This window comes from Xanthomonas sp. LMG 12460 (assembly GCF_009192895.1).
Lineage (GTDB): Bacteria > Pseudomonadota > Gammaproteobacteria > Xanthomonadales > Xanthomonadaceae > Xanthomonas_A > Xanthomonas_A sontii.
On the sequence record NZ_NKUH01000058.1, the window covers coordinates 14446 to 28225 of the forward strand.

Consider the following 13780-nt stretch of genomic DNA (forward strand, 5'->3'; position numbering starts at 1 on the left):
CGCAGCAGCCCGCCCTTGCGAATCCCCGCTTTCCACAGCCGAACGGCTGGTCATCCCCACTCCCCAATCCCCGCGGTCAAAACGACACGTCCACCGCCTGCCGCGCCCACAGCACCGACTGATGCCCGGTGGCCTGCTTCCACGCCAGCCGGATCGCCTCGATGTCGGCGCGGCGCTGCGGGGTGTCCTCGTGCAGGATCACCAGCACCTTGGTGTTGAGCCGGTTCGGCTCCTTGGCGCCGCGGAACAGCCACTGGCCGTAGGCATCGAACACGGTCAGGCCGTCGGGAAAGCGCGGCGTCACTTCCTTGTCCAGGAACGCGCGCCAGCGCGCCTCGCTGATCGGCTCGGCCTGCGGACGGTCGGCCGGGCCGCTCTCCTCGCCCACGCCGAAGTACAACTCGCTGCGCACCCAGCCGCTGGCCTGCGCCGGCCGCGCCGCATCGCCCTGCATGGTCGCGCTGACCTTGCTCGGCGCGATGGGCGCAGACGGGGCGACGCTGGCGCAGGCGCTCAGGGCCAGGAGGACGGCGATCAACGGGGCACGCAGCAGCATCGGCAAGGTCTCGGTCGGAACGGAAATGGGACAGGCGATCGTAGGCCAGACGCAGGACATGTCCGGATAACTCCAGGGCATGAGCTCATGCCCGACGGCACCGAACACACGGCTCGCACATCGCCTTAACGTCGAGCTAATATATCGCTTCATCCGGATGGATGCAGCAACCTTTGCCGACCCCAGTCGCCGCCATGGCCGGCGCGGCCGGTCTCGATGGTCATCGTTTCAGGAGAGAACCCCCATGTCGTCCCCGTTCGTCAGGCCGCTGAGCCTGGCCATCGCCCTGGCCCTGGCGGCCCCCGCGTTCGCCCAGGACGCCCCCCCGGCCACCACGACCAACCTCGATACGGTGATCGTCACCGGCACCCGCGCCAGCGGTCGCACCGTGCTCGAATCCACCGCCCCGGTGGACGTGCTCAGCGCCGAGGACATCCGCAAGGCCGGCGTGGTCAACGGCGAACTCGGCAGCGCGCTGCAGGCGCTGCTGCCGTCCTTCAACTTCCCGCGCCAGTCCAACTCCGGCGGCGCCGACCACGTGCGCGCCGCGCAGCTGCGCGGGCTCTCGCCCGACCAGGTGCTGGTGCTGGTCAACGGCAAGCGCCGCCACACCTCGGCGCTGGTCAACACCGACAGCAAGATCGGCAAGGGCACCACCCCGGTGGACTTCAACGCCATCCCGATCAGCGCGATCAAGCGCATCGAAGTGCTGCGCGACGGCGCCGGCGCGCAGTACGGCTCCGACGCGGTGGCCGGGGTGATCAACGTGATCCTCGACGACGACCCGGACAGCGGCGCGCTGGAAGCCAGCTACGGCGCCAACCACACCGACGTCAAGCCGATCCACCGCACCCTCACCGACGGCCAGACCGGCTATGCCAGCGGCAAGGTCGGCACACGCCTGGGCGAGGACGGCGGCTTCTTCAAGGTCGGCCTGGAACTGAAGAACCACGAGGCCACCAACCGCGCCGGCTTCGACCAGATCCCGCCGTTCGAGGAACAGACCCCGGCCAACCTGGCCCTGGCCGGCAAGCGCAACTATGAACTCGGCGACGGCGCCAGCAAGGATCTCAACGCCTGGCTCAACGGCAAGCTGCCGTTCGGCCAGGGCAGCGAGGTCTATGCCTTCGGCACCTACAACCAGCGCGACACGCAGGGCGCCAACTACTTCCGCTACCCCGACGGCGCCGCCAACTGGACCCAGGTGTATCCGCAGGGCTACCGCCCGGTGTCGCTGGGCGAGAACCGCGACCTGCAGGCGGTGCTCGGCGCGCGCGGGCAATGGGGCGAATGGGCCTACGACGCCAGCCTCGACTACGGCCGCAACGACTTCACCTACCGGCTCAAGCATTCGCTCAACGCCTCGCTGGGCCCGGGCAGCCCGACCCGCTTCAAGACCGGCGACTACGCGTTCGCGCAAGGCGTGGCCAACCTCGACCTGAGCCGCAGCTTCGACGCCGCCGGCGCCACCCACACCGTGGGCACCGGCGTGGAGCTGCGCCGCGAGCACTACCGCACCCGTCCGGGCGACCCGGCCAGCTACGCCGCCGGCCCCTACACCGACCGCCCCACCGGCGCCCAGGCCGGCGGCGGCCTGACCCCGCAGGATGCGGCCGACCTGTCGCGCAACGTCGCCAGTCTCTACGCCAGCGTGTCCAGCCAGTTCGGCGACAAGCTCTCCACCGACCTGGCCGCGCGCTACGAGCACTACCAGGATTTCGGCGGCGAACTGACCGGCAAGCTGGCCGCGCGCTACGAGTTCGTCCCGGCATTCGCCCTGCGCGGCGCGATCTCCAACAACTTCCGCGCGCCGTCGCTGAGCCAGATCGGCTACGAGGCCAGTTCCACCGGCTACAACGCCAACGGACAGTTGCTGCAGGGCCGCCTGCTCTCGGTCGACAACCCGATCGCGCAGGCGCTGGGCGCGCGCACGCTGCAGCCGGAGAAGTCGCGCAACTACAGCCTGGGCTTCACCAGCCGCGTCGGCAGCCACTTCGACCTGTCGCTGGACCTGTTCCAGATCGATATCGACAAGCGCATCGCGCTGTCGGAGAACATCGACGGCGACGCCCTGACCGACTTCGTCGCGCAGCGCTTCGGCATCACCGGCCTGCAGAGCGCCAGCTTCTTCGTCAACGCCGCCGACACCCGCACCCGCGGTGCCGAACTGGTCAGCAACTGGCGGCAGGCGCTGGGCCAGGGCCAACTGCAGCTGACCGGCACCTGGAGCTACGCCAAGACCGAGCTGGAGAACGTGGTGGCCACGCCGGCGCAGTTGCTGGCGCTGAATCCGGACTACGTGCTGTTCGGCGTAGAAGAGCGCAACACCCTGACCGAAGCGACCCCGCGCACCCGCGCGCAGCTGGCGGCGAACTGGAGCGACGCGCGCTGGTCGCTGCAGACCCGCGTCACCCGCTACGGCAGCGCCACCCGCGTGTTCGACTTCGGCGGCGGCTTCGCCCCGGAGCAGACCTACAGCGCCAAGTGGCAACTCGACGCCGAGGTCGAATACCACCTCACCCCGCAGTGGAGCGTGGCGGTGGGCGGACAGAACCTCACCGACGCCTACGCCGACCGCTCCAAGCCGGACATCGCCTACTTCGGCAACCTGCCCTACGACGTGCTCTCGCCGATCGGCAGCAACGGCGCTTACTACTACGGGCGGGTGCGGTACACCTTCTGACGAAGGTGTTGGGAATGGGGAGACGGGAATCGGGAATGGGTAAAAGCAACAGCAGCGCGCGCAGGCACCGCTTTTGCTCTTCCCATTCCCGTTTCCCCATTCCCGATTCCCGGCCCCCAATCCACCTGACGCTAACGCCCGCTGCGCCATCATGGCCGGATGGCAGACGCGCTCCCCCTCCGACCGCCGCCGCCGCGTCTGGACGATGCCTGCGCATTGTTCCTGGACGTGGATGGCACCCTCATTTCCTTTGCCGAACGCCCCGACCAGGTGCAGTTGCTGCCCGAGGTGCGTGAGGCGATCGGCCGCCTGCACCAGCGCCTCGGTGGCGCGGTGGCACTGGTCAGCGGGCGTCCGCTGACGCAGTTGGACGCCTTGTTCGCGCCACTGCGGCTGCCCGCCGCCGGCCTGCACGGCCACGAACTGCGCAGCAACGCCGACGCGCAGGCGGCGATGCCCGCCGATACCTCCGACTTTCTCCATGCGCTGCATGCGCGCGCCGCGCATCTGCGCCAGGCGCATCCGGGCGTGCTGGTCGAAGACAAGGGCGCCAGCGTGGCCCTGCACTGGCGGGCCGCGCCCAGCGCGGCCGAGGCGGTGCTGGCGTTCGCCGACGAACAGATCGCCGACCTGCCCGGTTACCGCCTGCAGCCCGGCGACCACGTGGTCGAGTTCGTGCCCGAAGGCAGCGACAAGGGCGTGGCGCTGACCACGCTGCTGCAGCAACCGCCGTTCCGCGGACGCCGCCCGGTGTTCGTCGGCGACGATCTCACCGACGAATTCGGCTTCGCCGCGGCCAACCAGGCCGGCGGCTGGAGCGTGCTGGTCGGCACTCGCGCCGACAGCGTCGCCACCTATGCGCTGCCCGATCCACGCGGCGTACACGCCTGGCTGCGCGATAACGCCGGATGAGGCCAGCGCAACGCCTGCCCGTCCGCGCCCCGTGGCCGTTTCCCCCACTGCTTCCGCACAAGGACCCGACCGCTCCATGAGTTCCCCCAATCTCGACCTCGGCGTCATCGGCAACGGCAGCTTCGGCGCCCTGATCGACAAACGGGCCAGCGTGGTGTGGAGCTGCCTGCCGGCCTTCGACGGCGACCCGGCGTTCTGCGCCCTGCTCTCCCCGCGCGCGCATCCCGGCGGCGATTTCAGCATCGAACTGGAAGACTTCGTCGACAGCGACCAGCACTACCTGGCCAACACCGCGATCCTGCGCACCGTGTTGCGCGACGCGCACGGCGGCGCGGTGGAGGTGATCGACTTCGCGCCGCGCTGGCGCAACCACGGCCGCTTCTATCGCCCGGTCAGCATCATCCGCCAGGTGCGGCCGCTGGCCGGCAACCCGCGCATCCGCGTGCTGGCCAGGCCGCTGGCCGACTGGGGCGCGCGCCAGCCGGAGAGCACCTGGGGCAGCAACCACGTGCGCTGGCTGCTGCCGGACTTCACCCTGCGCCTGACCACCGACGTGCCGGTGCGCTTCATCCGCGACGAACTGCCGTTCGTGCTCAACCACCCGGTCAACCTGATGCTGGGCGTGGACGAATCGCTGACCCGCTCGCTGACCGGCTACATCCAGGAAGCACAGGAACGCACCGAGGAATACTGGCGCGAGTGGGTGCGCTACCTGTCGGTGCCGCTGGACTGGCAGGACGCGGTGATCCGCAGCGCGATCACCCTGAAGCTGTGCCAGTACGAGGACAGCGGCGCGATCATCGCGGCGATGACCACCTCCATCCCGGAAGCGCCGGACACCCCGCGCAACTGGGACTACCGCTACTGCTGGCTGCGCGACGCCGCCTTCGTGGTGCGCGCGCTGAACCGGCTCGGCGCCACCCGCACCATGGAGCAGTTCCTCGGCTACATCTTCAACATCGCCACCACCGACGGCAGCCTGCAGCCGCTGTACGGCATCGGCTTCGAGGCGGCGCTGGAGGAACACGAGGTCGAATCGCTGGCCGGCTACCGCGGCATGGGCCCGGTGCGGCGCGGCAACCTGGCCTGGATCCAGAAGCAGCACGACGTGTACGGCAGCGTGGTGCTGGCCTCCACCCAGCTGTTCTTCGACCTGCGCCTGAAGGATCCCGGCGACACCCACACGTTCCTGCGCCTGGAGCCGCTGGGCGAGCGCGCCTTCGAACTGCACGACGTGCCCGACGCCGGCCTGTGGGAGTTCCGCGGCCGCGCCGAGGTGCACACCTACACCAGCGCGATGTGCTGGGCCGCCTGCGACCGCCTGGCCAAGATCGCCGCGCGGTTGGGCCTGGAAGACCGCGTGGCGTACTGGCGCGAGCGCGCCGAGCGCATCCACGCACGCGTGCTGGCCGAGGCCTGGAGTACGGAGCTGGGCCACTTCACCGACACCTTTAACGGCCACCGGCTGGACGCCTCGCTGCTGTTGCTGGCCGACATCGGCTTCATCGCCCCGGACGATCCGCGCTTCATCGCCACGGTCGAGGCGATCGGCCGCGATCTGAAGCATGGCGACGCGCTGTACCGCTACGTGGCGCCGGACGATTTCGGCGAACCGGAGACCAGCTTCACCATCTGCACGTTCTGGTACATCGACGCCCTGGCCGCGATCGGCCGCAAGGAGGAGGCGCGCGAGCTGTTCGAGCGCATCCTCGCCCGGCGCAATCACCTGGGCCTGCTGTCGGAGGATCTGGCCTTCGACAACGGCGAAGCCTGGGGCAATTTCCCGCAGACCTATTCGCATGTCGGCCTGATCATCGCCGCCATGCGCTTGTCGCGCAGTTGGCAGGAGGCGTCATGAGCAGATTGGTGGTGGTATCCAACCGCGTGGCCTTGCCCGGCGAGAACCGCGCCGGCGGCCTGGCGGTGGGCTTGCTGGCGGCGCTGAAGGAGCGCGGCGGCGTGTGGTTCGGCTGGAGCGGCAAGACCGTGCGCGGCGACAGCGGCGCGATGCACGAACAGACCCAGGGCGATATCCGCTTCGTCACCATGGACCTGAATCGCGCCGACCTGGACGCGTACTACAACGGCTTCGCCAACCGCACGCTGTGGCCGCTGCTGCACTTCCGCCTGGACCTGGTCGACTACGACCGCGCCACCCGCGAGGGCTACCGCCGGGTCAACGCCATGTTCGCCGACAAGCTCGCGCCGCTGCTGCGCGAGGACGACACGGTGTGGATCCACGACTATCATCTGATCCCGCTGGCCTCGCTGCTGCGCGAGCGCGGCATCGGCTGCCGCATCGGTTTCTTCCTGCACGTGCCGTTCCCCTCGGCCGACCTGATCCAGGCACTGCCGGACCATGCGCGGCTGTTCTCCGGCTTCTACGCCTACGACCTGATCGGCTTCCAGACCCGCCGCGACGTCGACCGCTTCCAGGCCTACGTGCGCCTGTTCGGCGGCGGCAAGGTGATCAAGGACGGCGTGCTGGAAGCGCCGGGCGGACGCAGGTTCCGCGCGGCCATGTTCCCGATCGGCATCGACACCGAACTGATCGCGCAGCAGGCGCGCGCGGCGATGTCCAAGCCGGCGGTGCGCGACCTGCGCAGCAGCCTGCGCGATCGCCAACTGGCGATCGGCGTGGACCGGCTGGACTACTCCAAGGGTCTGCCGGAACGCTTCCTCGGCTTCGAGCGCTACCTGGAACGGCATGCCGACCAGCGCGGCAGCCTCACCTACCTGCAGATCGCGCCGGTCTCGCGCGGCGACGTCACCGAGTACAAGCAGTTGCGCAACCAGCTCGAGCAGATCGCCGGACACATCAACGGCGGCCACGCCGAGCCGGACTGGACGCCGCTGCGCTACGTCAACCGCAACTTCACCCACGCCACCCTGACCGGCTTCTATCGCGCCGCACAGGTCGGCCTGGTGACGCCGCTGCGCGACGGCATGAACCTGGTGGCCAAGGAGTACGTGGCCGCACAGGATCCGGAGAATCCCGGCGTGCTGGTGCTGTCGCTGCTGGCCGGCGCCGCCGATGAACTGAAGGAAGCGCTGCTGGTCAATCCGCACGACCTGGACGGCGTCGCCGACGCCATCGCCACCGGCGCGTCGCTGCCCAAGGCCAAGCGCATCGAGCGCTGGCAGGCGATGATGGATCACCTGCGCAAGCACGACATCAACGCATGGCGCCAGCGCTATCTGCAGGCGCTGGAAAGCGTGCGCTAGCGGCGGCACACGCGTTGCACCACGCGGCGCGCATCGCCTGCGCGCCGTGCGATCCTGCCTTGCAGGCCATGCGCCATCCGCCATGGCGCGGCATGACGCGGTGTTCCGTGTCCCGTCGCGGCCGACTGCCTGCCTTGCCTAACATAGCCGCCACGCGCCGCGCCGGCTGATCTGCTTGCCGAGGCCACCGCAGCGCGATCGCTGCTTCGCGATGCACGTCGCGCTTGCGGCCGCCCGCGCCGCGTCCCAGGCGCGGCCCTGAGTCGATCGCCTGCTGCGCCGCAGCACATCATCACGCCTTCGGCGCTCTGCCTTAGGCGTTCAGTCCATATAAAGTTTCCGACGAACGGCAGGTGAAGGCGATCAAGCCGGCACGGTGATATGCCGATACTGGATCATCCCCCACGCGATCGCACCGCCCTCGCGGCGTTGCCCGTTGTTTCCCAGCCGGTGCAGACCATGCCCTCGCCAACTGCCGTTCTCCGCCCCACCGCCTCCTGGCTGCGCCCGCGTTCGGCGCTGCTTGCCCTGTCCCATGTCCTGGTGCTGCTGGCGCTGGCCGGCTATGCGTTGCACGTCGGCCGCACGGTGGGAGCCAACGGATCGGCATTGCCGCGGTTGCTGCCGGCGCTGCTGGTCGCCGTGGCCGCCGCCGCGGCACTGGTCTGGCTCGGCAGACGCAGCGCGCCACGCGCCCTGGAACACGCCACGCAGGCGCTGCAGGCGCTGGGCGAAGGCCGCTTCGAGCAGCGTGTGGAGGTGCTCGGGGACACGGCCGAGGTGGCGCTGCTGCGTGCGCTGCAGAACGCGCAACAGGCGCTGGCGGCGCGCCAGGCGCAGACCGAAGCCGAACTGCGCCACGGCCGTTTCGTGATCCAGGCGCTGGACGATCTCGACACCATGGTGCGCATCGCCGACGACGATGGCCGCGTGCATTTCGCCAACCGCAAGCTGCTGCAGATGCTGCGCACCATCGAACCGGACGTGCAGCGCTTCCGCCCCGAATTCCGCGCCGAACAGTTCGTCGGCGGCAGCATCGGCGACATCTATCCGGACAGCCAGGCGGCGATCGATCGCATGCGCGCGCTGACCGGCTCCAAGCGCGTGCGCGCGCCGTTCTTCGGCCGCCAGATCGATTTCGTGTACAGCCCGATCGACGATGCCGACGGCCGCCGCCTGGGCACCATCGCGCAATGGGAAGAGGTGACCGCGCAGGTCAACGCCGAACAGGCGCTGGCCACGGTGATCGAGGCGGCCGCGCACGGCGATTTCAGCCAGCGCATCGAGACCGCGGCGATGGACGGCGTCCTCAAGTCGCTGGCCGAGGGCGTCAACCGCATTTCCGATGGGGTGGAGAGCAATCTGGCGCAGCTGGCCGGGGCGCTGGCGGCGCTGGCCGAAGGCGACCTCACCCACCGCGTCGACGGCCAGGCGCAGGGCGTGTTCGCGCGCTTGCGCGAGGACACCAACCGCACCGTCGCCAAGCTCACCGAAATCATTGTCGGGATCCAGGAGTCGGCCGACACGATCCGCCGCGCCGCCTCGGAGATCGCCGCAGGCAATACCGACCTGTCCGACCGCACCGAACAGCAGGCGGCGAGCCTGGAGGAGACCGCCAGCTCGATGGAAGAGTTGACCTCGGCGGTGAAGCAGAACGCCGACAACGCGCAGCAGGCCAACGGCCTGGTGCAGAACACCGGCGAGGTCGCCCGTTCCGGCGGCCAGGTGATGGACGAGGTGGTGGCGACGATGCGCGCGATCAGCACGTCCTCGCAGCGCATCGGCGAGATCATCGGCGTGATCGACGGCATCGCCTTCCAGACCAACATCCTGGCGCTCAACGCCGCGGTGGAAGCGGCGCGCGCCGGCGAACAGGGCCGCGGGTTCGCCGTGGTCGCCTCGGAGGTGCGGTCGCTGGCGCAGCGCTCGGCCGATGCGGCCAAGGAGATCAAGGACCTGATCGAAGCGTCCACGCGCACCGTCGGCGAAGGCGCCGCGCTGGTCAACCGCGCCGGCGCCACCATGCACGAGATCGTCGGTTCGGTGCAGCGGGTGACCGGCCTGATCGGCGAGATCAGCGCCGCCAGCGGCGAGCAGTCCAGCGGCATCGAACAGGTCAACCGCACCGTGGCGCAACTGGACGAGGTGACCCAACGCAACGCCGCCCTGGTCGAGGAAGCCACCGCCGCCGCGCGCAGCATGGAGGAGCAGGCCGGCGGCCTGGCTGCGGCGGTCGCGGTGTTCCGGATCGAGACGGGACAAGGGCGGCCGGGCGGCAGCAATGTCACCCCACTGCTGCGCCGTACCTACTGAGGCGACGCACGCGACGACCGCCCGCCCCGTCCAGGATCAGGCAAAGCGCATGAATTGCTGGAGCAGGAACTGCAACTGGCTGGCGCGGGTGGGAAACTCGCTCTGAGGAAAGTACCCGGTGTCGGTATTGATCACCGTCACGACGTCATCGCCATTGGGCGCTTGCGAAACGAAGGATTGCTGGGCCTGCCCGAGCAGCATCAATTGCCCCAGCACGTGCGGGTAGTAATCGGCATAGAACCGCTCCACCGCCTCGCGCGTGGCGAAGGCATGACCGGCATGGGCCTTCCTGCTGGGGCCGGTCGCATCGACCACCTTCAACGGCTTGTACACGTTGCCGGTCTTTTGCTTGTCGCCGCCCCACACTGTTCCGGCCAAGGCGCCCTCGTTGACGAAGACGACGGCGTCGTTCAACTCCAGCGGCTGGGCGGTATTCTGCTGGATGATCTCGTCGGTGCGACGCGCGACCAGTTTAAGGCGTTCGATGCTGGCGGCGATGTCGGCCGCGCTTGCGCCGAGTTCGCGATACAGCGCCACATTCTGGATGTTCTGCGCGAAGGTGTCGTCCCGGTCCCAGTCGCCCGCATAGAGCCCCACCACGCGCGTCGGCCTTTCGTAGATGGCGAAACCGGATCGATGCAATGGACGCAAGCGGATGAACGGGCCCGTTCCGCTCATGTAGTAGGTACTGGGCAGCTGCTCGCCGACGAATCTGTAGTTCTTGATATCGATCGTGCCGAACACGCGATTGCTTGGATCGATCAGCCGCGCAGGCGTAGGACTGGGCATAGCGAAACTCCTCTCGGGCGGGTGTGGGAGCGTGGAAACGGGGGGCACCACGGTGCTATCTGCCAAGGAGGCTGACGGACGCCGCTGCCAGCGGCTTGCCAGCAGAAGCAGCAGAGGAATCTCCATCGTTGCCGGTCCGATCGCGTGGGTGGCCCGTCCGTCAAGAACGGCCACCGCAGGCACTTGTGAACCCGCGGCGATGGGCTCGCGCGAGGAAACAGCCGATCAGACGCGCCGCGCGTGTCGTGCTCACTCCAGAAAGCGCGAACGCTGTTGCGGCTCCGGCAGGAAACATTGCGCCGTGGTACCGAACCAGCGATGGCGGTTGCGCGCCAGCACCCGGTAGCCGGCATCGCGCCAGCGGCGCGGCAGCAGGCGCAGCAACGCGACGCTGCGCCACACGCCGCCGAGCCCGGCGATCACCGCGATCGCCGCGTCCGAATCGGTCAAGGCACCGTGCCGTGTCAGCAGCAGGAACGACAGCGGATCGGCCGGATCCAGGCCGTGCTCGCGCAACAGCGCGCTGCCGCGCGGCGACTGCATCGCCGCAAACCGGTAGCGGCCGCGGCGGTCATGGCGCAGCAGGAACCGCACCCAGCGACTGCACAGCGCGCAGACCCCGTCGAACACGACGATGGCCATGTCCTCCGACGCCGCGGGCGCCGCACCCCGTGGCGGCTCAGGCCGGCGCAAGCCAGCCCTCGTAGCGGATGAACGGGCCGATCCACGGCAGGCTCACCGCGATCAAGAACGCGTAGCGGCCGTCGCGCTGGTCTTCGCGGCAGTGCACGCCGGCCAGCCAGCGTCGCGGCAGCGGCAGCACGCCGAAGGCCCAGGCGCGCGCCGCGCGCCATTCGATGCCGGCGCCGTCGATCCGCAGGGCGAATTCGAACACCACCGCACCCAGCCGCTCGCGCAGGCGGCCGCGGTGCAGCCACAGCCGCGAGGGCATGGCATGCGTGCCGAAGCGGCGTTCCCAGCGCTCGCCGTGGGCATCGGCGCGAAACACCACCTCCACCGGCGTCGCCGGCCCGGTGCGCGGCAGCCGCACCAGCCACGCGCACAGCGGCAACAGCGGGTGGCGGCCGCGCTGGACCACGGCCTGACCGACATAGCGCGACTGCAACGACGGCGTGTGCAGCGCGCGCAGTATCGGTGGCAAGTGCGCGAACGCCGGCCCCAGCACCTGCGCGAACAGCGGCGGGGTCAGGGCGCGATCCACGCCAGGGTCGCCATGCGCCCGCTGCGGCGGTCGCGCCGATAGGAGTAGAAGCGCTGCGCATCGGCGATGGTGCACAGGCCGCCACCGTGGATCCGGTCCGGCGCCAGGCCGGCCGCGACCAGGCGTTGCCGCGCCAGTGCGTACAGGTCCACCCGCCAGTGGCCGGGCCGGGTGTCCACGAATGCGGCCGCGGCGGCCGGATCGTGGCGCAGGAACGCCTCACGCACCTCGACACCGATCTCGTAGTGCTGCGGTCCGGCCGCCGGCCCCAGCCAGGCCTGCAGTTGCGTGGGCGGCGTACGCAGCGCGGCCACGGTAGCCTCCAGCACGCCACCGGCCAGCCCCTGCCAGCCGGCGTGCGCGGCGCCGACCTCGCTGCCGTCGCGGGCGGCGAACACCACCGGCAGGCAGTCGGCGGTCAGGATCGCCAGCACCACACCGGGCTCGGCGGTGACGGCGGCATCGGCGGTCGGCTCGGCGTTGATGCCGGCGCCCTGCGGCGGCCCGTCGAAACGCAGCACCTGCACGCCGTGCACCTGCCGCAGCCAGTGCGGCGGCGTCGGCAGCGCCAGTCGCGCGGCCAACTCGTCGCGGTTGCGCTGCACCGTGGCCGGGTCGTCGCCGTCGGCAGCACTGCGGTTGCCGAGGTTGAAGCGGTCGAACGGCGGCTGCGAGGCGCCGGCGCCGGTGCGCAGGGTGGTCAGGGCGTGGACCCGCGGCGGTGCCGGCCAGTCGGCTGGTAGGGCGAAGTCGCTCATTGGCCGCGCCCTCGCCCCACATCGGCCGACACGCCGCCAGCCTGGCGCCGCCGGCCGCCGCGCGAAACGCAGTCGCGCGCGAGGGCGTGGGAAACCGGGCTCTCGGCCATGCTCAGCGCCGCGCCCGCTCGGCGGCCGCCTGCGCATCCACGCGCAGGGCGGCCATCAGCTGCTGCAGGTCGGCCGGCACCGCCGCGGTGGCGCGGACCGGCTCGCCGCTCAGCGGATGCTTGAACTCCAGGGTCTCGGCGTGCAGCGCCTGGCGCTTGAAGCCGCGCAGTTCGGCGATCAGCTCCTCGCTGGCGCCCTTGGGCAGCTTCAGCGGGCCGCCGTACAGCGGGTCGCCGACGATGGGGTGCTTCAGGTGCGCCATGTGCACGCGGATCTGGTGGGTGCGGCCGGTCTCCAGGCGGCATTCCAGGGCCGTGTGGGCGCGGAAGCGCTCGCGCAGCCGGTAGTGGGTGACCGCGTCGCGGCCGTCCTCGCGCACCGCCATGCGCAAGCGGTCGCGCGGATGGCGGTCGATCGGCGCGTTGGCGGTGCCGCCGGAGACCAGGGCCCCGACCACCACCGCCAGGTACTGCCGGTGCACGTCGCGCGCCGACAGCTGCGCCACCAGCGAGGTATGCGCCTGCAGGGTCCGCGCCACCACCATGGCGCCGCTGGTGTCCTTGTCCAGGCGGTGCACGATGCCGGCGCGCGGCAGCGCCGACAGCCCCGGGTCGCGGTACAGCAAGGCATTGACCAGGGTGCCGCTGGGGTTGCCGGCGCCCGGGTGCACCACCAGCCCGGCTGGCTTGTTCAGCACGATGACCTGGTCGTCCTCGTACAGCACCTCCAGCGGGATGTCCTCGGGCAGGGCGTGGGTCTGGGTGTCCAGCACCGCGTGCAGGCTGGCGATCTCGCCGCCGCGCAGTGCATCGCGCGGCCGCGCCGGGGCGCCGTCGAGCAGGGCGTCGCCGGATTTGATCCATTCGGCCAGGCGCGAACGCGAGTATTCGGGGAACAGTTCAGCCAGCACCGCGTCGAAGCGGCGGCCGGCGGCGTGATCGGGGACGCGCGCCTGGCGCGGGCCGTCGCCGACGGCGTCCTCGGGGAGATCCGGGGGGGTATGGGGCATGGCAGGGGCACGGCTTGGGTCGGAAAAAGGGGGTCGCGGCGGCCATAGTCAGTCGCAGGACAGGCCACTAGGCTATCATCGCCCCTTCGTATTCCTGCCCTGCCGCGCCCGAACCCATGATCCGACGCTCCGTCCCGCTGTCCGCGCACGTCCGTTTCATCGCCCTGCTGCTGGTCACGCTGGTCGTGGCGACGGGTTGCCA

Annotated in this window: 11 protein-coding genes; 5 read left to right on the top strand and 6 right to left on the bottom strand. The window is 70.1% G+C overall.

The window, feature by feature from the left end; genetic code table 11:
- Nucleotides 1–76 precede the first annotated feature (76 nt).
- Complete coding sequence (locus CEK66_RS12755; protein WP_152237165.1) at nt 77–556, bottom strand: DUF3574 domain-containing protein; 480 nt, start codon at nt 554–556, stop codon at nt 77–79.
- A 244-nt stretch (nt 557–800) separates the two neighbouring features.
- Here CEK66_RS12755 and CEK66_RS12760 point away from each other — a divergent pair, with 244 nt between their 5' ends.
- The 5 genes from CEK66_RS12760 to CEK66_RS12780 all read left to right on the top strand — a co-directional run bounded on the left by CEK66_RS12760 (nt 801) and on the right by CEK66_RS12780 (nt 9689).
- Nucleotides 801–3239, top strand: coding sequence for a TonB-dependent receptor (locus CEK66_RS12760; protein WP_152237166.1), 2439 nt, complete (start codon nt 801–803; stop codon nt 3237–3239).
- Nucleotides 3240–3398: 159 nt separating this feature from the next.
- Nucleotides 3399–4151, top strand: a complete 753-nt coding sequence (gene otsB / locus CEK66_RS12765) for a trehalose-phosphatase (RefSeq protein ID WP_152237167.1) — start codon at nt 3399–3401, stop codon at nt 4149–4151.
- Between the two features lie 76 nt (nt 4152–4227).
- Nucleotides 4228–6009: a glycoside hydrolase family 15 protein gene (locus CEK66_RS12770; RefSeq protein ID WP_152237168.1), complete on the top strand. Its 1782-nt coding sequence runs from the start codon at nt 4228–4230 to the stop codon at nt 6007–6009.
- Nucleotides 6006–7376 (top strand): alpha,alpha-trehalose-phosphate synthase (UDP-forming), encoded by a 1371-nt coding sequence (gene otsA / locus CEK66_RS12775; protein ID WP_017916188.1) that lies wholly within the window; start codon nt 6006–6008, stop codon nt 7374–7376. The genes CEK66_RS12770 and otsA overlap by 4 nt, the downstream gene beginning before the upstream one ends.
- 459 nt (nt 7377–7835) lie before the next feature.
- A complete protein-coding gene (locus tag CEK66_RS12780; RefSeq protein WP_152237169.1) occupies nt 7836–9689 on the top strand; it encodes a methyl-accepting chemotaxis protein in 1854 nt (617 codons plus the stop codon).
- 36 nt (nt 9690–9725) lie between these two features.
- Here the strand turns inward: CEK66_RS12780 and CEK66_RS12785 are convergent, their stop codons facing one another.
- The 5 genes from CEK66_RS12785 to rluD all read right to left on the bottom strand — a co-directional run bounded on the left by CEK66_RS12785 (nt 9726) and on the right by rluD (nt 13578).
- Entirely contained in the window at nt 9726–10478 is a 753-nt protein-coding gene (locus CEK66_RS12785; RefSeq protein ID WP_043091756.1) for a hypothetical protein, read from the bottom strand.
- 249 nt (nt 10479–10727) lie between these two features.
- Nucleotides 10728–11120: a thiol-disulfide oxidoreductase DCC family protein gene (locus CEK66_RS12790; RefSeq protein WP_052250900.1), complete on the bottom strand. Its 393-nt coding sequence runs from the start codon at nt 11118–11120 to the stop codon at nt 10728–10730.
- 37 nt (nt 11121–11157) lie between these two features.
- Nucleotides 11158–11700 (bottom strand): DUF4166 domain-containing protein, encoded by a 543-nt coding sequence (locus CEK66_RS12795; protein ID WP_152237170.1) that lies wholly within the window; start codon nt 11698–11700, stop codon nt 11158–11160.
- On the bottom strand, nt 11685–12458 hold the full coding sequence (pgeF, locus tag CEK66_RS12800) for a peptidoglycan editing factor PgeF (RefSeq protein WP_152182413.1): 774 nt from the start codon (nt 12456–12458) through the stop codon (nt 11685–11687). Before pgeF ends, CEK66_RS12795 begins: the two co-directional genes overlap by 16 nt.
- Nucleotides 12459–12570: 112 nt before the next feature.
- A complete protein-coding gene (rluD, locus tag CEK66_RS12805; protein ID WP_152237171.1) occupies nt 12571–13578 on the bottom strand; it encodes a 23S rRNA pseudouridine(1911/1915/1917) synthase RluD in 1008 nt (335 codons plus the stop codon).
- Nucleotides 13579–13780 lie beyond the last annotated feature (202 nt).